Genomic DNA, 19,353 nt, shown 5'->3' with positions numbered 1-19,353 from the left:
ACGGGAGGTTCACGTCCAGGGTGCGGTCCGCGGGGCTTGGGCACGTTCTCGGAGCGCGGTGCGGGCGGCGACTCGGCCGGTGGGGGTGAGGGAGATCGTGGAGCGGCGGCGGTCACGGTATGCCAGGAAGCCGAGGGCCTCGCCGGGACGCAGCCACTGCCACAGGAAGTGGCGGGTGTCGTCGCGTCGTGGCGCGGAGCCGTCGGGGAGGGTGAACACCTCGGCGGCCAGGGTGTGAACGGCGGCGGTGAGGTCGTCGAGCGTGAGTTTTCCGCCGAGCAGGGCCGCTGCGGCGGCTTCGGCGAGTTCGGCTCGGACACCGTCGCCGAACCACGCGCGGGCGGCCGTGGCCTGCAGCAGGGCCGGGTCGGCGAGGTGTTGTCGGCCGCGGGTGGTCAGGGCGAGCTTTCGGTGCCGCTTGGCGAGCAGCCGAGCCGCGCGGGCCAGTTCATGCAGTTCGGCGAGGCGAACGACGTCGTACTCGGTGCGCGGCACCATGCCCGGCAGATACCAGGTGTAGCGCTCGGCGGCCTCGATGACCAGAGTCCGCGGCAGGTAGCCGGCCTGGGTCAGCGTCACCCCGTCGCCTACCGCCTCCAGTAGCCTGTCCTCCAGAGCGCCTGCGGCGCTCGTCCCGGAGGCGGGAAAATCGGTGCGGGTGTCCGTCCGGCTGACGTCGTTGTTGCTTGGTGCGGTGGAGTCCGTTAGCCAGTCGGACGCGGGGGTCTGTGCAGGCATCCGGAATTGTTGTCGCGAGCACGTAAGAGAGCTTCTTACCGGTCTGTGACCCCGCCGGGCGGGCGCCCGCATGATCGGGCACGAGCGCAGGGGGGCGGGTGTGGACCTGCTTCATGAACGGTGTGGCGGCGGGGACTTGGGCAAACGGGACTGCAAGGTGTGTATTCGGGTGCCGGGCAAGGGCACCCGGCGACATCAGGAGGTACGCACCTTCGCAACGACCACGAGCGGGTTGCTTGAGCTGCGGGATTACCTGCTCGCCAACAAGATCACGGTGTTCGGGATGGAGGCCACGGGCTCGTACTGGAAAGCGTTGTACTACCTGCTGGAGGCCACCGACGGGATCGAGCCGTGGCTGCTGAACGCGCCCAGCACATGAAGGCGGTGCCGGGCCGCAAGACGGATGTGACCGATGCGCAGTGGATCTGCCGCCTTGTCGAGCACGGCCTGGTCCGCCCCTCGTTCGTGCCCCCAGTGGAGATCCGACGGCTGCGGGATCTGACCCGCTACCGCACCGAGACCTGCCAGGAGCGCACCCGGGAGGTGAACCGGCTGGCCAACCTGCTGGAGGACGCCGGGATCAAACTCTCCCTCGTCGTCTCCGACATCGCGGGTGTCTCCGCCATGGAGATGCTGGAGGCCATGGCCGGCGGTGAACGCGATCCCGAGGTGCTGGCCGAGCTGGCCCGCGGTGCCATGCGCCGCAAGCACAACGAGCTGGTCGAGGCGCTCACGGGCGACTTCACTGATCACCACGGTTTCATGGTCCGTGTCCTGATCCGCGCGATCCGCGACGCGAACGCGCGCATCGTTCTGCTGGAGGAAGAGATCCAACGGCAGATCGCCCCCTTTCGCCACCAGGTCGATCTGCTGATCACGATCCCCGGGATCAGCACCACGGTGGCCCACGTGGTGATCGCGGAGATGGGCGCGGGCACGAGCCGGTTCCCGAGCGCCGGGCACCTGGCCGCCTGGGCCGGGCTCGCCCCCGGCAACCGCGAGTCCGCCGGGAAACGCAAGCGGGCACCGACCCGGCACGGCAACGTGTGGCTCAAGGGCGGACTCGGCGTCGCCGCCCTGGCCATCGGCCGCACCAAGGGCACGTATCTCGCCGCCCAGTACCACCGGCTGCGACCGCGGCGCGGCGAGAAACGCACCATCGTCGCGGTCGCGCACAGCATGCTCGTCTCCGCCTACCACATGCTCACCACAGACGTGCCTTACCAGGACCTCGGCCCCGACCACTTCACCCGCCGCCTCGGTGAAGAGCGCCACCGCCGACGTCTCCTCGCCCAACTCGACGCCCTCGGCTACGACGTCACTTTGGAACGACGACAGACCGCCTGAAGGGGATTTTCAAGAGAGAGCCAGCACCATGGCCATGGCGGCCGGTCCAGGGCGCGCCCAGCGCACCGCGCGATGGAGGTTTCCCGAGCCGGTTGGGGATGCGCCGTGGACAGGCGCCCGGGAGGTGAAAGGCGTGGTGCGGTGAGCCATTCCGGAGACTTTCTGATCAGGGACGGTGAGCGGGTCGACGTCAGCGTTCGTCCGGGCTGGAACCATCGGTGTACGTACGCGGTACGCGGGCACCGATGCGCGTGACGATCTCGTAGGAGAGGGTGCCGGCGGCACGCGCCCAGTCCTCGGCGCCGGGCTCTCCGTGGTCTCCGGGGCCGAAGAGCACGACCTCGTCGCCGACTGCAGCCGCCTCGCCGTCGAGGTCGACGACGAACTGGTCCATGCAGACCGTGCCGGCCACCGTGCGCCAACGGCCTGCGGCGAGGACCGGGCCGGTGCCGGAGGCGTGCCGGGGGACGCCGTCCGCGTACCCCAGGGGGACCAGACCGAGCGTCGTCTCGCGGGAGGTGCGATAGCGGTGGCCGTAGGAGACTCCGTGTCCGGCCGGGACGCGCTTGACGGCGACGAGCCGCGCGGTGAGCGTCATCGCCGGCCGCAGGCCCAGGGCCGCCGTGCCGGCCACCTCCGGTACCGGGCTCAGCCCGAAGAGCGCGAGCCCGGGGCGCACGAGGTCGAAGTGGGTGTGCGGAAGGGTGAGTGTGGCGGCCGAATTGGCCAGGTGCAGGACTTCAGGACTCAGCCCTGCCTTCCGTGCCAGCTGAACCGCGTCCCGGAAGTTCTCCACCTGCCGGTCGCACTCGGGATGGCCGGGAGAGTCGGCGTGGGAGAGATGAGACCAGATCCCGACGACTCGAACATGCCCGGATGCCTCCGCACGCGAGGCGGCCGCGACCAGCGCAGGCCAGTGGGCGGACGAGGCGCCGCCGCGCCCCAGTCCGGTGTCGATCTCCAGGTGCAGCAGGCCGGGGCGGCCTGCGGTCTGTGCTGCCTGGGCCGCCGCCTCGACCGCCCAGATGGCGCCGGCCGATAGTTCGATCCCTTCGGCCGTAGCGGAAGCCCAGTCGTCACCGGGCGCCAGCAGCCAGGCCAGGATCCGGCTGTTGATACCCGATGCGCGCAGTGCCAGCGCTTCGTGCATGCGGGCGACGCCGATCCACGTCGCGCCGCCGGCCAGCGCCGCGCGGGCGCAGGGGACCATGCCGTGCCCATAGCCGTCGGCCTTCACCACGGCCATTACTTCGGCGGAACCTGCCGCATCGCGCAGCCGGGCGACGTTGTCGCGGATCGCCGCGAGATCGATCCGCGCCTCCGCGTGCGGCGATTTTTTCTCCACCCAGTGCGTTGGGCTGGTGGCCTCGTGGGGACTGCCGATCGTCACGCCGTCGTCCTTCCATGGAATCCTGCGATGCCCCGTTGGGCTGCGGTGAAGCCATGGTGGCGAGGGGGAAACGTGCCGTCATCGTGCGAACGGCACTGTGTTGCGGCGACCCGGAGTGCGGCTAGGACAACGAGGGAGGGAACGTGCCGGGGCGCCACAGGGGATACTCGAGCAGGCCGTCAGGCGAGGTGATCCTCCTTGGCGCATGGGCCGCTCTCCGTGCCGTAGCGGAGGGCTTTGAGCTGAAGGAGCAGTGCGAAACGGACGTCCGGGCTGTCCAGGTGCAGCTCCACGACATCCTGCAGGCGACGCATCCGGTGGCGGAGCGTGTTTGGGTGGATGTGCAGTCGGGCGGCGGTGGCCTTGGGGTCGCCCATCTCCTCCAGCCAGGCTTCGAGAGTCGGCACATAGCTGGTGCGGCACACGCGGTCGTGGTCCAGGAGGCGTCGCAGGGGTCCGATCTCCGTGGTTCGGGCGCTTGAGGCGGCCAGGGCGACCCGGTGGAGGACCACCTTGGCCCACACATCGTCGTGGACGGCCTGGGAGTTCGTGACCAGGCCCGCCTTGAGCAGCCCGAGCGTGTCGTCGGCCTGTTCCCGGGAAGTGGCCAGCTCTGGAACGGAGGCTGCGAGCCCGCCCACGGCGACAAGGGGCGTGGCCCGGCCTGCGGCTTCACTGGGCTCGCACAGCCAGTCGGGATGGCGCCGGGAAGCAGGGGTCACCGCCTCGGCATCCACGACGCCGTAGACCACGCCGCCGATCACAGCCGCTGGTGAGCGCAGACGTGAGCCGGGGAACCGGGACAGCCGTTCCCGGACCGTCAGGCGCTGAGCCTCGGCCTCGTCAGCACCATCGCAGCGCACGCCCACGGCGATCACCCGCCAAGGCCCAGCCGCGAGCCCGAGGAGGCGTGCCGCGTCCGCGGCATCCTCCTTCCCGTGCAGCACTCTCGCCACCAGGTCCGTCAGGACCAGGCGCTCCCTGTCAGCCTCCGCACGCCGACGGAGCAGGTGCAGGGCCGCGGCGTTCGCGGCGGCTGCGAATGCCGCCGCTCGCTCGGCCGCGACCGGGCCCGGCACGATGGCCCATATCGAGCCGAGGACGTCCCCTCCTGCGCGCACGGGCATCACGAGTCGGGGCTTGGTGCCCTCGACGACCGCAGGGACAAAGATGGGCCTCGTGTCCCGGGCGATCCTGCGAAAGACGCCGTGCCGCCGGTAGTGCGCATTCACCTCGTCGGGAACGTTCCGGCCCACGATCGTCGCCACGCGTGCATCGTCGCCGCGCTCCTGCCGCGTGGAGTAGGCGAGTACGCGCGAACTGCGGTCCTCGATGGTCACGGGAGCGTCGATGATGCCGGCGATCGCGTCGGCCACCTCGAACAGGTCCCCGGATTCGGCTGTCCCAAAGCCTGCGGCGGACTCTGCCAGCCCCTCGCTGTCGAGCACCGCCCGCAACAGTGACACCACCTGGGCCCACCCTGCCTGATGCGCGACCTGCACCAGTGCCACTCCCGTGGCGCTGGCCGCTGCGGTCACCTCCTCGTCGACGGCCGCCGGAGGCTTGAGCAACAGCGCGGCTGCGGACTGCCGGGCGCACAGCGACAGCAGCCGAAGGGCCGCCTTCCTGTCGATCAGGTTCACGCCAAGTACAACGTCCCCCGTACCCAGCTCAAGCTCGCCATGGGGTTCGGCGATCACCACATCGCCCACCGGGACGGAAGCCCCGTCGGGAGCGCGCACCGCTGACAGCACGGACGGTCCCACGGCGTCGAGAAGTCGCTGGAGACTGATCATGGCCCACCACCTGCTCGCCTCATCCGGCCCAACCATCGTGCACCACCGCCTGGCGCCAGCCTCCGAGAGCCTGGGCTGGCGGCTGCCGCGAGTGGGAGCCACTCTGCGAGCAGCCCCTCTCGGTGATGCGTGCAGGATGTCATGCCGCAACCATCACGTTGCCGAGAAGACCTCACCGTTTTATACGGTCAGGCTGTAGCCGCCTTTCCGGGCCCACATCGCTCAACATCGGGTGATATACATAACGCATGGTGATGTTTTTAGACTGCCGTCGTTCCGGGTAGTCCACACATCCAACCGGCGTGATGGCGCGGGTCTCGACGGGTATGGTGAAGACAGAGGCGTTACGTCGCGGCGTCGCACAAGGCAACGCCTGGGGTTTTTGCTGAACACACAGAGTGTCGCCGGCCAGGTCTTTCTCCTGCAGGCGGCAATTGTGCTGCTGACCATTGCTTCTGCGGTCTTGGCCCTTGTATTTATGGCACGCAGCGAGAGCACGCGGAATGCTCGTGACCGCTCGGTCACCGCAGCCGAGACGTTCGCCCACGCGCCGGGGATCCAACAAGCGCTGAAGTCACCGAATCCTACGGCCGTGCTCCAACCGCTGACCGAGGCGGCCCGTAAGCGCGCAGGTGTCAATTTCATCGTCGTGTCGAATACACGCGGGATCCGCTACACGCAGACAAATCCAGCACTCATCGGGAAGAAGGTTGTGGCCACTATCGGACCGGCGCTGGCTGGCCACACGTACGTCGAGAGGGTCCACGATCCTCTCGGCTACGAGATACAGGCGACGGCCCCGGTGACTGATGCCCATGGCACGGTCGTGGGCCTGGTGAGTGCCGGGCTCAGGGTCAGCAAGATCAACAGCTCGGTCTATCGGACGCTGCCGATCCTCGCTGGTGGCGGTGCCGCCGCGCTGGCCGTGACCACTGCTGGGACCGCGCTGGTGGGCCGACGGCTGCGGCGTCAGACCCGCGGCCTCGGTTGCGCAGAGATCACCCGCATGTACGAGCATCACGATGCGGTACTGCACTCGGTCCGCGAGGGCGTGTTCATCACGGACGGCGGGCGGTCCCTGCTGCTCGCCAATGACGAGGCGCAACGCCTGCTCGACCTGCCTCCGGACGCAGAAGGACGCTCCGTCACCGCCCTCGGCCTGGAGCCTGACATATCGCAACTACTGGTCTCCGGACGTATCGCCACCGACGAGGTACACCCGGCGGGGGACCGCCTGCTGGCCGTGAACCAGCGGCCCACGGATCTCTACGGAGGACCGCCCGGCAGCGTGGCGACGCTCCGGGACACCACCGAGCTACGCGCCCTTTCGGGGCGAGCCGAGGTAGCGAGGGAGCGCCTGAAGCTGTTGTACGACGCCAGCGTGTGCATCGGCACCACCCTCGACGTGCGGCGGACGGCCGAGGAACTGGCAGAGGTGACGGTGCCACGGTTCGCGGATTTCGTCTCGGTCGACCTGGTCGACCCCATCCTGCAGGGTGAGGAGCCGGTGGGTACGACCTTCCGCCGTACGGCCCTCAGCGGCATCCGCGACGACCATCCCCTCTACGCGCAGGACCAACTGATCACCTTCGCTCCGAGCACGCCGCATGCCCGGGCCCTCCACCTCGGGCAGGCGGTTGCCGTGCCGGATCTGAGCGACGACCCATCGTGGCAGCAGGATGCCGAGCGTGCACAACAGGCGCTCGCGTACGGATTCCACTCCCTTATCACGGTTCCGCTGCGGGCACGAGGAGCCGTCCTGGGCATAGCGGCCTTCTGGCGCTCGGAACGACCCGATGCCTTCGACGCGGATGACCGGAATCTCGCCGAAGAACTGGTCACCCATGCCACAGTGTGCATCGACAACGCCCGCCGCTACACCCGCGAACACACCCTGGCGGTCACCCTCCAGCGCAGCCTGCTCCCCCGTGGCATGCCCGGGCAGGACGCCGTCGAGGTGGCCTCCCGCTACCTGCCAGCTCAGGCCGGGGCGGGCGGGGACTGGTTCGACGTCATCCCACTGCCGGGGGCCCGGGTCGCCCTCGTGGTCGGCGATGTGGTCGGGCACGGCGTGCATGCCGCGGCGACCATGGGCCGACTGCGAATCGCCGTGCGTAATTTTTCCGCTCTGGACCTGCCACCCGACGAACTCCTCAGCCATCTTGACGAGCTGGTCACCGAGCTCGACCAAGAGGAAGGGGCCGAGAGCAGCGGCGAAGGAATCACCGGAGCCACCTGCCTGTATGCCATCTACGACCCGGTCACCGGCCGGGCCACCATGGCCCGCGCCGGTCACCTAGGACCCGTGCTGGTCCGCCCCGACGGCACCGTTGCCTTCCCCGAAGTACCCGCTTCCCCACCGCTCGGCCTGGGCGGGGAACCGTTCGAGACTGCCGATCTGCAGATGCCTGAGGGAAGCCAACTGGTCCTCTACACCGACGGACTCATCGAGGACCGCGACCGCGACATCGACACCGGGCTCGACCTGCTGCGCGCCGCGCTGACCGGCAGCACGGACCGCAACCCCGAGGAGACCTGCACGGCGGTCTGCGAGGCCGTGCTGCCGCCGCAACCAAACGACGACATTGCCCTGCTGGTCGCCCGCACCCGCCTGCTACCCCCCGAACAGGTCGCCGACTGGGACGTGCCGTCCGACCCTGCGGCTGTCTCCCAGGTCCGCGCCTCATGCACCCGCCAACTCGAGGCGTGGGGGCTGCAGGAGCTGGGTTTCACCGCCGAGCTGATCCTCAGCGAGCTGGTCACCAACGCCATCCGCTACGGCTCCGCGCCGGTACGGGTCCGGATCCTGCGCGACCGCAGCCTCATATGTGAAGTTTCCGACGGCAGCAGCACCTCCCCTCACCTGCGCCGCGCCAAGACCACCGACGAGGGCGGTCGTGGGCTGTTCCTGGTGGCCCAGTGCTCCGAACGGTGGGGGACGAGGTACACGGCCCGGGGCAAGGTCATCTGGGCCGAGCAGTCCCTGACCGGCGGGCAGCAGGAGGTGGTCATCCCCCTGCTGGACGATCTGGCCGGGTAGCGCAGCAGCCCACCGTGCCGACGCCTGGCTACACGTTCCGTACGTGCACGGGAAGAGGTTGCTTCTGCACGCGGCCGAGATGCCTGACCGCTGCGTCCGAGCGACGGCGATGTTCCCCAGGGGGTCTGTCGGGGGAATTCCCCACCCTCTGGGGTGTCGCCGATGTCAGCTGGTCGGGGGCTTGGCTGAGCCGGTGGGCCCCTTCGGTCGCTTGTTGGGCCGGTAGCTGGGGCCGTTCATGATGACTTGATGGCTCGCATTGATCAGTCGGTCCAGGAGCGACTCGGCGACGAGGGGGTTGGGGAAGAGGGGATACCAGTCGCTGGGTGCCCCGTTGCTCGTGATGATCAGGGACCGGCCCTGTCGTTCGGAGACGAGTTCGTAGAGGTCGTCGGCCTGGGAGGCGTTCATCTGGCGCATGGCGAAGTCGTCGAGGATGAGCAGGTCCGGGCGGATGAGTTCGCGCATGCGCTTGTCCCAGGTGCGGTCCGCGTGGCCGCTGGCGAGTTCGGCCAGGACGCGGCTGGTCTTGGTGAAGCGGACGTTGGCGCCCTGGCGGACGGCCTGGTGGCCCAGGGCCTGCGCGACGTGTGTCTTGCCGACCCCGACGGGCCCGAACAGGATGACGGACTCGCCGGAGTGGAGCCGGCGCAGGGCCGCAAGGTCGCGGATCTGTGCGGCGGGCAGCTTCGGAGAGGCGTTGAAGTCGAAGCCCTCCAAGGTCGCCTGCTGATCGAACTTCGCCCTGCGCAGGCGTCGTTCGAGAGCGACGGACTCGCGGCGGGTGATCTCGTCCTGGCAGAGAACCTGGAGGAAGTCGAGGTGTCCGAGCTCGCCCTTCTGTGCCTGGGTGAGGCGGGCATCGAGGGTCTCCAGCTTGCCGGACAGCCGCAGGGTCCTGAGTGAGTCGCGCAGGGCGGTGGTCAGCACGCTCACCGGTCGGCCTCCTCGGCGTCGGCGTCGCCGTGCCCCTGGTCGTCGTGAACCATCGAGCGCACCTGGTTCGCGGGCCTGTTCGCGACCGAGGACCGAGAACGCGGCATGCGCAGTTTCGCCGAGGAGGGCCCCGGCAAGGCCACGTTCCTCTGACATGAGCACTGGTGCCATCGCACCCGATGACGTGGGCTCTGTTGGTGGCGAGTTGGGGCCTGGGCGGGGCAGCTCGGCCTGGGTCGGACGATTCAGCCGCCTCGGATGTCTTGACACGGCAGGGCGACATCACCGAGCCGCGAGCGGTGTCAGCCGCGGGGCGGAAGGTGGGCGATCTGATGGTCCGCCACGGAAGATCCGGGTGGCGAGCGGGTAGAGCAGTTCGCGCGTGGCATGCGGACGCCGCTGAGGATCACGGCCGAAGTGGTGCGACACCAAGGCGGAGGTACCACTGACGGCCGGCAGGAGCACGGTCCGCCTCACCTCCGCCAAGGACGACGGGCCAAACGTCGACTACCTCACCGTCTCCGCCGTGCACTGAGGCACCGTATCGCGGGGTCCTCCGCGACCACGGCAGGCCGTGGAGGACCGCCGCCATGGCCGGAAATACCGCCCAATCATTACCGGGATGATCGGTGTTGTTCGGTTGAGCCAGCATTCTGGCCGAGTCCTCGGTGCGCACCTACAGTCCGAGGACTTCCCTGCTGTGCTTTTCGGCCGCAGACGCCGTTTCCCTGAGGAGGACGCTGTGTTTCCGTGCAAGAAAGGTCGGCGCCGACTGGGCGCCGCCGGCATCGCGATAGCGCTGACGCTCGGCGCGGGCGCCTGTACCGGGGGCACCACGGAGAGCGCTAACGGCACCGCGAGCGGAGGCCGGGCGCTGACCATGACCGCAGGGGCCGTCACGACCTGGGTGCGCAACTTCAACATCTACTCGCCGGCCAGCGACAAGAGCCCGGCCCCACGAGTGATCTTCGAGCCACTGGTGAGAGTCGACTACACCAAGGGCGCGAAGATCGACCCTTGGCTGGCGAAGTCGTTCGACTGGAACAAGGACGGAACCGAGCTCACTTTTCATCTGCGCTCCGACGTGAGCTGGTCGGACGGGCAGAAGTTCGACGCCGACGACGTGGTCTTCACACTCCAGCTGATGCTGGACAAACCCGAGCTGAACCTCGCCGGCGTCTCGTACAAGAAGGTGACGAAGGTCGATGCCCATACCGTCAAGGTCACCTGGGACCATCCCGCCTACGCCGAGCTCAACAGCTTCGGCGCCGGCAACCTCGACATCGTCCCCAAGCATCAGTGGGCCGGGAAGGACCTGAAGTCCTGGACCAACCCGGAGCCGGTCGGAACCGGTCCCTACACGGTCGGGGGTTTCAGCAGCCAGCAGGTGACCTACCGGGCCCGCGACCACTACTGGGGCAAGCCCGTCGCTGTTCCGACGATCAAAATTCCCGCTCTTCTCGGCGACGCCACCAAGCCCAAGCTGCTCAGCGGTGAGCTCGACCTGGCTACGGCCGCGTGGGCGAACGCTGACAAGGAGTTCGTGGCCAAGAACCCGAAGACCAACCTCTACCACGTCTACGCGCAAGGCGGCAGCACGGCGCTGTACTTCAACAACGCCGTAGCGCCGTACAACAACGTCCACGTGCGCCGCGCCATCTCGGCGGCCGTGGACGCCGAGAAGATGCTGGCCCTCAGCGACACCGGACAGGCCGCGGCCAACATCACCGGCCTCGACGAGCAGACGTACAGCGACCTCATCGCCAAGCAGTACCGCGGGAAGACCAACAAACAGGACGTCGGACTGGCGAGGAAGGAACTGGCAGCCAGCGGCTACCAGGTCAAGGACGGCAAGCTGGTCAAGGACGGCAAGTCCTACCCCCTGGAGCTGAAGTTCATCCAGGAGTACGCCAATTGGCAGGCCTTCGCCCGGGGCTTCGCCGACCAGGCCAGGAAGTCCCTGGGCCTCGCGGTCAAGCTTTCGCCCGTCCAGTCCTCCAGCTTCGACCCCGAGGTGAACGAAGGCGACTTCGGAATGGCGTTCAACTACGCCGGCTCCGGCAAAGGCGTGTACAACTCCTACTCCTCCATGCTGGACAGCAAGTACGCGAAGCCGATCGGCCAGAACTCCAACTTCAACGACACGGTCCGCTGGCGCGACCCGAAGACCGACGAACTGCTCGACCAGCTGCGCCGCACCGACGACCCGGAGCGCATCAAGAGCCTGACGGCCCAGCTCGAGAACATCGTCGCCGAACAGGTGCCACTGCGCCCGCTCTTCCAGACCGTGTGGTTCGTCGACATCAACGCCGGCCGGTGGCGGGGCTGGCCCGAACCGGGCAAGTCCGGCTACGTGCCGCACTTCATCAACGGTCCGGACTTCACCATGACCCTGCAGAACCTCAAGCCGGCCACGTGAGAACCGGGACCGCATCGTGACTGAGCCATCGCTTCTCATGACGGACGAGCCGGGGGCCTTGCCAGCCCCCGGCTCCTCCGCCCGGCGCGGACGCCGGGCATCCCGATGGATGCCCCTCCTCAAGAGAGTCGGCTTCTATCTGGCGGCGGCCTGGGCCGCGATCACCGCCAACTTCCTGATCCCGCGGTTGATGCCCGGTGATCCGGCCGAGGCGATCCTCCGCCAGTTCCAGAAGACCTCCGGCGGCGAGCAGCTCCCACCCGGAGCCATCGACAACATCCGGGCGCTCTTCGGTGACCCCAAGACCAACCTGTTCCAGCAGTACCTCGACTACCTGGGCAATCTGGCGCATCTCGACTTCGGTCTGTCGGTGAGCCGCTTCCCGGTGCCCGTCTCCGACCTCATCGCGGCCGGTCTGCCCTGGACGCTGATGCTGGCCGGCGTCTCCACCCTGCTGGCCTTCGTGATCGGAGTCGTGCTGGGCATCGTCACCGGATGGCGCCCCGGCCGGCTCACCGACTCGGTCATGACGCCCCTGGCGATGTTCACGACCTCCGTGCCCTACTTCTGGGTGGCACTCCTCGCCGTCTGGGTGCTCGCGTTCCACCTGCACTGGTTCCCGCTGTCCGGTGGATACTCGCCCGACGAGGTCCCCGGTTCCTTCGGCTACCTCCTGAGCGTCCTGCACTACGGGATCCTCCCGGTGGCGACGATCGTCTTCGCCTCGGCCGGGAGCTGGCTCATGGGCATGCGCAACATGACGGTCACCACAATCAGCGAGGACTACGTCCAGCTCGGCCGAGCCAAGGGACTGTCCACCTGGCGGGTGATGACCCGCTACGGAGCCCGCAACGCGATCCTGCCCAGCTTCACCAGCTTCACCAGCTTCGCCCTGGCCCTCGGCCACGTGGTCGGCGGATCCCTGCTCACCGAGATGGTCTTCTCCTATCCCGGCATCGGATTCCTGCTGTTCGACGCGATCGACAAGCGTGACTACCCGTTGATGCAAGGGGTGTTCCTGTTGATCACCCTCGCGACCTTGTGCGCGAACTTCGTGGCGGACTCGGTCTACAGCCTGCTGGACCCGCGCACCCGGGAGGTGAGCTGAGCGATGAAGGACTTCGTCCACAGCTGGAAGGTCCGCGTGGGCCTGGGCCTCCTCACCGTGTACGGTCTGCTCGCCCTGTTCGGCCCCGCTCTCAACAGCCTGCTCGGCCTGAATCCGCGGGCCATCGACTACGGCGCCACCGGGCAACCGCCGTCGGCCGTGCACTGGCTGGGCACCACCACCGGCGGTGAGGACGTGCTGGCGCAGGTGCTCGCAGGGACCCGTGGATCGGTCGTGGTCGGCCTGATCGCCGGGATCCTGAGCACCGCCATCGCCGTGCTCGTCGGCGTCATCGGCACCTTCGCAGGGGGCAGGGCGGACGCGTGCACCACCTTCCTGATCAATCTGTTCCTGGTCCTTCCCGTGTTCCCGCTCATCCTGGTCGTGGCCGGCTATCTGCAAGGCGGCGGCGTACTGATGATCGGGCTGCTCATCGGCTTCTTCGGGTGGCCCGGAGGCGCCCGTACCCTGAGGGCCCAGACCCTGAGCCTGCGCAACCGCGACTTCATCGTCGCCATGCGCATGCTCGGCGAACGCCGCTGGCGGCTGGTGTTCGTCGAGACGATGCCGCATCTGGCCGGATGGACCTCCGCGATGTTCCTGCACGCGGTCGTCGGCGCGGTGCTCGCCGAAGCCGGACTCGCATTCCTCGGCATCACCAGCCCCGACGCCGTCAGCTGGGGAACGATGATCCAGCAGGCGAACCAGCAATCCGCACTGCTGAGCGGCCTGTGGTGGTGGTTCGTGCCGCCCGGTGCCTGCATCGCGCTGCTCGGACTGGCGGCGGGCCTGGTGAACTTCGGCATCGACGAGATCGCCAACCCCCGCCTCAAGGCGGCACGGCGCAGCCTGGTGAAGCAGGTCGAGAAGCGCGTCAGGACGATCGCCGCTCGCCCGGAGCCGGTGAAACAGGAGATCCCACGATGAACGACTCCCCACGCGCCGAGGCGCCACGCCACGAGGTGCTGCTCCAGGTCAGGAACCTGACGGTCGAGTACGTCCGGCCCGCCCCCGAACCGGGCGTGGTCGCCTGCCGCGATCTGACCTTCGACCTGCACCGGGGTGAGATCCTCGGCGTGGCCGGCGAATCGGGGTGCGGCAAGTCCACCTTGATCACCGCGCTGACCCGGCTGCAGCGGATGCCCGCGGTGACCACGGGCGGTGAGATCTGGCTGCACCGCGACGGCGGGCAGCCCGTCGACCTGGTGCAGCTCTCGGAGCGAGCGCTGCGCCGACTGCGGTGGAGCGAGATCGCCATCGTGATGCAGTCGGCCATGGACGCCCTCAACCCGGTGATGCGGCTGGGCGCGCAGTTCGCCGACGTCCTGCGCGAGCACCACCGCGACATGAGCAAGAAGGCCGCCTGGGCCCGGGCGGCCGAACTGGTCGCCATGGTCGGCATCTCCCCGGACCGGCTGCGGGCCTATCCGCACGAGCTGTCCGGCGGTATGCGGCAGCGCGCCTCGATCGCCCTGGCCCTGGCGTGCGAACCGTCGCTCGTCGTCATGGACGAGCCGACGACCGCCGTCGACGTGGTGATGCAGAGGCAGATCCTCTCCCAGGTGCTGCAGATGCGCGAACGGCTGGGCTTCGCGGTGGTGTTCGTGACCCACGACCTGTCACTGCTGCTCGAACTGGCCGACCGAATCGCGATCATGTACGCGGGCCGGGTGGTGGAGATGGGAGCCGCCAGAGACCTCTACAGCAACCCCCAACACCCCTACACCCGCGGACTGCGGGACTCCTTCCCGCCGCTGTTCGCGCCCAGGCGGGAACTGCACGGCATCCCTGGCACACCCCCGAGCCTGTCGAGCCCACCACCGGGCTGCGCCTTCCATCCGCGCTGCACGCGGCGATTCGAACCGTGCGACGACCGGACACCCCTGCTCGTACCGTCGGGCGGGGGCCACGTCGCCTGCCATCTGCACAGTACAGCCGGTATTGATGCCGGCCCCGTACCCGAGGAGATGAGTCTGTGACAGCCCAGAAGGCTCCCGTCCCGGTGCCCGTGCTCGAGGCGGTCGGTGTGACCCGCCACTTCGACGTCAGCGGCACCCTGGGCAGGACACAGGTGGTCCGTGCCGTGGAGAACGCCGACCTCACCCTCCACCGCGGCGAGATCGTCGCCCTCGTCGGTGAGAGCGGCAGCGGCAAGACCACGCTCGCCCGGCTGCTGGCACTGTTCCACCCCGTCACGGACGGGGAGATCCGGCTGCAGGGCAGCGTCGTACGGCCGAGGACCAAGGCCGCCAGGGCGTACCACTCGTCAGTACAGATGATCTTCCAGGACCCGTTCGGATCCCTCAACTCCATGCGTCGGGTACGGCACAACATCGAGCGTGCCCTGAGACTGCACGGTCACGCGGCGACGTCGAAGGCCGAACGGCGACGGCAGGTCCTGGAGCTGCTGGAAAAGGTGAACCTCACGCCGGCGGAGCACTTCATCGACAAGCTGCCCCACGAGCTGTCCGGTGGCCAGCGGCAGCGCGTCGTGATCGCCCGCGCGCTCGCGGTCCGACCGAGTGTGCTGCTCGGCGACGAGCCGATCTCCATGCTGGACGTGTCGATCAGGCTGGACATGCTCAACCTGCTGGCCAGGCTCCGGGACGAGGACGGGCTGTCGCTGCTCTACATCACGCACGACATCGCCAGCGCACGCTATCTCGCCGACCGCGTGTATGTGATGTATGCCGGGCAACTGGTGGAGTCGGGGCCCACCGAGGAGGTCATCCAGCACCCCAAGCACCCCTACACCCGGCTGTTGCTCGAGTCCTCTCCCGACCCGGAGCGGCTGATGGACCCGGAGTTGGGCAGTGCGTTCGACCGGACCGCGTCGCCGGGAGAGCCCCCCAGTCTGGTGAACCCGCCGCCAGGCTGTCGTTTCCACCCCCGCTGCCCTTCGGCCCGCGACGAGTGCCGTCGGGCCTTTCCCGGCCGGACGGAGTTCCCTTCCAGGCAGTGGACGCACTGCTGGCTGCACGGCTCCGAAGGCTGACCACCGGAGCCGTGCAGCGGCCTTCAGCTTCATGAGAAGCCGAGTTCGTCCCGGCGCTTTTGAAACCCGGCGACTGCGTCGGCGTGTTCGACGTCATCGATCGCGTTGCGCAGTTCGCCGGGATCGGCCCGGAGGTCGAACAGCACCTCGGGCATGCCGGGACCGTAGGACTGGTACTTCAGATGGTCCCGCTTGATCATCAGGTTCCTGGCCTGGAACTCCGAGACCGCCTCGTTGTCCCAGCCCGAGTCGTCACCGTGCAGGAGCGGGACGAGACTGCGGCTGTCGAGGCGGACGGGCACATCGATGCCGGCCAGCTCGCACAGCGTGGCGAACAGATCGCAGAGGCTGACGTTCCGGTCCACCGTGCGGGCCTGGAACCGGCGGGGCCAGCGCACGATGAGCGGCACCCGCACACTGCCCTCGAAGAACTTCTGCTTTTCGAAGACACCGTGCTCACCGAGCATCTCGCCGTGGTCGCTGGTGTAGACGATGAGCCAGTCGTCGGGGTCCTGGCCGGCATGCCGTATCGCGTCCAGCACCCGCCCGAAGCGCTCGTCCGTCGTCTCGACCATCGCGTAGTACGCCGCGGTGGCGCGGCGCAGGTCGCGCTCGCTGACCTCCTCCCCGGCCCGAACGCGGCACGCCCCGCCCAGGAAGGGATGGTCGAAGAGGCTCTGCCCGGCATACGGGGTGACGCGGTTGAGGTAGTAGTCGAAGCGGTCGGCGCGTGCGGTGATGTACGGGTAGTGAGGCTGGTTGAGGCTCACCTTCAGGAGCAGGGGCGTGTCAGGCAGCGCCCGGTCGTAGCCGCTGTCCACGAAGTGCCGGTCGAGATAGTCCAGCGCGCCCTGTACGGCGTACTCGTCGTCGATCTCGTGTGAGGCGCGCCCGGGGCCCGCGCGCCGCACCTCCTTGTCCTGCGGCCACTTCAGGTCCATCGGGACGGGTATCGGCTCGATCCGGCCCGGCACCAGGCCGGGGTCCATGGCGATGTCGGCGCCATAGCGGCGCAGCCAGCCCTGCATCTGATCGACTCCGTCGTGGTGCAGCTTGCCGCACGCCACCGTCTGGTAACCGTACTGGGCGAACCGGCGGGCGAACGTCATGTGGCCGGGCGGAAGGTCCTCGCCGTACCGCTCGCATCCGGTCGTGTGAGGGAGCTGCCCCGCGGCCAGGCTCTGCCGGGCCGGAATGCAGATCGGGGCCGGGGTGTAGGCGTTGGTGAAGACCACGCCCGTACGGGCCAGTTCATCCAGGACCGGGGTGCGGGCGACCGGATCGCCGGCGTACCCGGCGACATCGGCCCGATGCTCGTCGTCCATCAGGAACAGCACATGCGGCCGGTTCGGCCGTGACGGCGTATTCATCTGACTCCTCCTCGTGTGTTCACTGCCTGCGGGCGGTCGGAGAGGATCACCGGCCGTTCCTCGGGGGAGATCCGCGCATAGCGCACGGGGCCGTCCAGCCGGTGGCCGCCGAGGGTCGGCGTGTGCGCGGCCTCCCCGCCGAGAGCGACCAGGACCCAGGTGCCGTCGGGGAACCGCGCCGTGACCGTCGTCCCGTCGACCTCACAGCGCGTGCCGGAGGGGACGGGAGCCGGTTCGGGGCCGCCGCCTGTGAGGCCGACCACGGCCGCATGCACGGTCCGGTCCGCTGCCCGCTCACCGATGGCGTACGGGACGGCGGCCCAGCGGGCGAACGCGCTGGTGTTCTCGGTCGCCGCGACGGTCACCGCGGTGTGGCCGCTGAGGGAGACGAAGATGCTGGTGAGCCCGGAACCGGTGACGGCCGTAGCCCAGCGGTCGCTGCTGTCCCGCTGCGGCGGCTTGTCATCTGCGACCTGCCATCCGCTGTCGTGCAGGGTCAAGCGGGCGGGCGCGTCGACCAGATGGGCGCGCAGCTCCCACGGCCCCCACATCACGCTCGCCGTCTCGATCCGGGCGTCGGCGCCACGGGCACCGGGGGTTCGCATCTCGGCGTTCTCCGGCTCCTGCGTGCCGGGCCAGACGGGGCGGTGCCAGGACGCGGCGTAATGGTCGGCGACGCCGAGCCGGTGGATGCGCGTACGGCTGGACAGGCCCAGAGCGGGATCCATGAGCCCCACATGGTTGTCGGCCACGGGGAGGCCGGCGGCACCAAGTACTGGACCGGTGGCCGTGGAGTAGGCGAACCGGGCATAGTGCGGGTCCGAAGAGGTGCGGCCGGGCGCGTGGTTGTCGCTGCCGTGGTTGACGAGCCGGACGATGCCGTCGGCGTGGGTGGCCGACATGAGGAAGCCGGGTGCGGGCAGTGCCCGCACCCGGTCCTGGCCTTCGACGGGCAGGGGCTCTTCCACCGCCGTCCAGCACGGATGATCTTCCGGCAGCAGGAGCCCGGCGAAGGCCTTGGAGAGCCAGTACGGCGATCCGGGTCCCGAGTACCCCTGCACCATGGGCGGGAAGGGCCCGTACCAGCCGAGTGTCGGGATCCCGTGAGCGTCCCGGAAGCCACGGTCGACGAAGTGCCTCAGCGCGCCACTGGCCAGACGTCGGGTCAGCCCCGGGGCGAGCGGGGTGGCGTCGGCCAGGGCCCCGATCCAGGGAGCTGTTGCGGCAGCGAACCGATAGATCAGGGACCGACCCTGGTACATCGGCGCGCCGTCCGCACCGAAGAAGAGCGGGAAGTCCTCCAGGAACCGCACCAGCCGCTCCCGGAACACCGGAAGGCGCGCGTCTCCCCGCTCGCCGGTCATCAGCGCCCACAGGATGGGATAGTGATGCATGGCCCAGCCGCAATAGTGGTCGAAGCTGTCGGCGGTGCGGGCGTCGCCACCGTCGCGGTACCACCCGTCGGCCACGTAGAAGTCCTCGATCCGGGCCAGATCGGCATCCATTTCGGCGCGGTCGTGGTTGGCCCCGACACTCGCGAGGAACTCTCCCACGACCACCCGGAACATGTGCCAGTTGTTGTCCGGGATCTCCAGCCCCCACACGCCCTGGAACCAGTGCACCACGCGCTCCTGGACCACGGGCGGGAGGCGGTCCCACAGCCACGGCCGGGTCAGGTGCAGGCCGAGGGCGAGCGAGCACGCCTCGACCAGGGTCTGGCGGCACTCCCGGGCGATCGTCGGCCATGCTTCAGGGTGCCGCGGATCGGTGCCGGCCGCGATGCCGTCGGCGTACGACTGGAGCAGCCCGGCGGGCGCCTCGCCCCCGGAACCCGTGAGCCGGTGAGCGAGCAACAGGAACGTGCGTGCGAAGCCTTCCAGATGGTCGGAGTCGGGGCCCGACGAAGAGGCCTTGCCCGGCAACACAATCCGCGCGCCGGACGGTGAGGCGAACCGGTGGGCGTCCACCAGCAGTTGGTCGGCGACGGTGAGCCAATGAGCCCTGGTGTACCCGGTGATGGGGGAGAGTGTGCGGTCCTCCGCCGGCAGTACCGGTCCGGACGAACCCATGAGCGTCTCCTCGCTCTCGTAGCGGCGGCACGAATGGCGATCGTCAGCATCACCGCAAGCCTGAGCCAACACAAGGAGATCGAAAGCAATCGAAAGCAAGAGGTTTCGATCGAAGGCCGGAGTCATTAGGCTGCACGACTCACAC

12 protein-coding genes and 2 pseudogenes are annotated in these 19,353 nt (G+C 68.7%); 8 read left to right on the top strand and 6 right to left on the bottom strand.

The window, feature by feature from the left end; genetic code table 11:
- Nucleotides 1-9: 9 nt before the first annotated feature.
- Nucleotides 10-738, bottom strand: coding sequence for a hypothetical protein (locus ACWD5D_RS26950; protein WP_451375326.1), 729 nt, complete (start codon nucleotides 736-738; stop codon nucleotides 10-12).
- A 100-nt stretch (nucleotides 739-838) separates the two neighbouring features.
- Here ACWD5D_RS26950 and ACWD5D_RS26945 point away from each other — a divergent pair.
- Nucleotides 839-2,085: pseudogene (locus tag ACWD5D_RS26945) on the top strand (IS110 family transposase).
- 190 nt (nucleotides 2,086-2,275) lie between these two features.
- Here the strand turns inward: ACWD5D_RS26945 and alr are convergent.
- Both alr and ACWD5D_RS26935 read right to left on the bottom strand, forming a co-directional pair.
- Entirely contained in the window at nucleotides 2,276-3,469 is a 1,194-nt protein-coding gene (gene alr, locus ACWD5D_RS26940) for an alanine racemase (RefSeq protein WP_451375353.1), read from the bottom strand.
- Nucleotides 3,470-3,654: 185 nt separating this feature from the next.
- The gene (locus ACWD5D_RS26935; RefSeq protein WP_451375325.1) at nucleotides 3,655-5,271 is read right to left on the bottom strand and encodes a PucR family transcriptional regulator; all 1,617 of its coding nucleotides are present in this window, start codon (nucleotides 5,269-5,271) and stop codon (nucleotides 3,655-3,657) included.
- Nucleotides 5,272-5,644: 373 nt separating this feature from the next.
- Between ACWD5D_RS26935 and ACWD5D_RS26930 the strand changes: the two genes are divergently transcribed.
- The gene (locus tag ACWD5D_RS26930; RefSeq protein ID WP_451375352.1) at nucleotides 5,645-8,311 is read left to right on the top strand and encodes a SpoIIE family protein phosphatase; all 2,667 of its coding nucleotides are present in this window, start codon (nucleotides 5,645-5,647) and stop codon (nucleotides 8,309-8,311) included.
- Between the two features lie 165 nt (nucleotides 8,312-8,476).
- Here the strand turns inward: ACWD5D_RS26930 and istB are convergent, their stop codons facing one another.
- A complete protein-coding gene (istB, locus tag ACWD5D_RS26925) occupies nucleotides 8,477-9,247 on the bottom strand; it encodes an IS21-like element helper ATPase IstB (protein WP_451375324.1) in 771 nt (256 codons plus the stop codon).
- 48 nt (nucleotides 9,248-9,295) lie between these two features.
- Between istB and ACWD5D_RS26920 the strand changes: the two are divergent.
- The 6 genes and pseudogenes from ACWD5D_RS26920 to ACWD5D_RS26895 all read left to right on the top strand — a co-directional run.
- Nucleotides 9,296-9,400, top strand: a pseudogene (locus ACWD5D_RS26920) (enoyl-CoA hydratase/isomerase family protein); the annotation flags it as partial.
- A 589-nt stretch (nucleotides 9,401-9,989) separates the two neighbouring features.
- Nucleotides 9,990-11,666 (top strand): ABC transporter substrate-binding protein, encoded by a 1,677-nt coding sequence (locus ACWD5D_RS26915; RefSeq protein ID WP_451375323.1) that lies wholly within the window; start codon nucleotides 9,990-9,992, stop codon nucleotides 11,664-11,666.
- 109 nt (nucleotides 11,667-11,775) lie between these two features.
- A complete protein-coding gene (locus tag ACWD5D_RS26910; protein ID WP_451375322.1) occupies nucleotides 11,776-12,774 on the top strand; it encodes an ABC transporter permease in 999 nt (332 codons plus the stop codon).
- Nucleotides 12,775-12,777: 3 nt separating this feature from the next.
- Nucleotides 12,778-13,701 carry an ABC transporter permease gene (locus ACWD5D_RS26905; protein ID WP_451375321.1) on the top strand — a complete coding sequence of 308 codons (924 nt, stop codon included), beginning with the start codon at nucleotides 12,778-12,780 and terminating at the stop codon, nucleotides 13,699-13,701.
- Entirely contained in the window at nucleotides 13,698-14,753 is a 1,056-nt protein-coding gene (locus ACWD5D_RS26900; protein ID WP_451375320.1) for an ABC transporter ATP-binding protein, read from the top strand. Before ACWD5D_RS26905 ends, ACWD5D_RS26900 begins: the two co-directional genes overlap by 4 nt.
- Nucleotides 14,750-15,769 carry an ABC transporter ATP-binding protein gene (locus ACWD5D_RS26895; RefSeq protein ID WP_451375319.1) on the top strand — a complete coding sequence of 340 codons (1,020 nt, stop codon included), beginning with the start codon at nucleotides 14,750-14,752 and terminating at the stop codon, nucleotides 15,767-15,769. Before ACWD5D_RS26900 ends, ACWD5D_RS26895 begins: the two co-directional genes overlap by 4 nt.
- 29 nt (nucleotides 15,770-15,798) lie before the next feature.
- Here ACWD5D_RS26895 and ACWD5D_RS26890 read toward each other — a convergent pair whose 3' ends face one another.
- Both ACWD5D_RS26890 and ACWD5D_RS26885 read right to left on the bottom strand, forming a co-directional pair.
- The gene (locus ACWD5D_RS26890; protein ID WP_451375318.1) at nucleotides 15,799-17,139 is read right to left on the bottom strand and encodes a sulfatase-like hydrolase/transferase; all 1,341 of its coding nucleotides are present in this window, start codon (nucleotides 17,137-17,139) and stop codon (nucleotides 15,799-15,801) included.
- Nucleotides 17,136-19,208 carry a DUF2264 domain-containing protein gene (locus tag ACWD5D_RS26885; RefSeq protein ID WP_451375317.1) on the bottom strand — a complete coding sequence of 691 codons (2,073 nt, stop codon included), beginning with the start codon at nucleotides 19,206-19,208 and terminating at the stop codon, nucleotides 17,136-17,138. Before ACWD5D_RS26885 ends, ACWD5D_RS26890 begins: the two co-directional genes overlap by 4 nt.
- Between the last annotated feature and the right edge of the window lie 145 nt (nucleotides 19,209-19,353).

This window comes from Streptomyces sp. NPDC002520, assembly GCF_053595235.1.
The sequence above is the reverse complement of the archived record's forward strand: the minus strand, read 5'-3'. Positions and strand labels throughout refer to the sequence as shown.

Bases quoted from the DNA above. Each gene is read 5' to 3' on its own strand.
- ACWD5D_RS26950 (WP_451375326.1), bottom strand. From the start codon at position 738: ATGCCTGCACAGACCCCCGCGTCCGACTGGCTAACGGACTCCACCGCA.
- ACWD5D_RS26935 (WP_451375325.1), bottom strand. From the start codon at position 5,271: ATGATCAGTCTCCAGCGACTTCTCGACGCCGTGGGACCGTCCGTGCTG.
- ACWD5D_RS26910 (WP_451375322.1), top strand. From the start codon at position 11,776: ATGCCCCTCCTCAAGAGAGTCGGCTTCTATCTGGCGGCGGCCTGGGCC.
- ACWD5D_RS26905 (WP_451375321.1), top strand. From the start codon at position 12,778: ATGAAGGACTTCGTCCACAGCTGGAAGGTCCGCGTGGGCCTGGGCCTC.
- ACWD5D_RS26900 (WP_451375320.1), top strand. From the start codon at position 13,698: ATGAACGACTCCCCACGCGCCGAGGCGCCACGCCACGAGGTGCTGCTC.
- ACWD5D_RS26890 (WP_451375318.1), bottom strand. From the start codon at position 17,139: ATGAATACGCCGTCACGGCCGAACCGGCCGCATGTGCTGTTCCTGATG.
- ACWD5D_RS26885 (WP_451375317.1), bottom strand. From the start codon at position 19,208: ATGGGTTCGTCCGGACCGGTACTGCCGGCGGAGGACCGCACACTCTCC.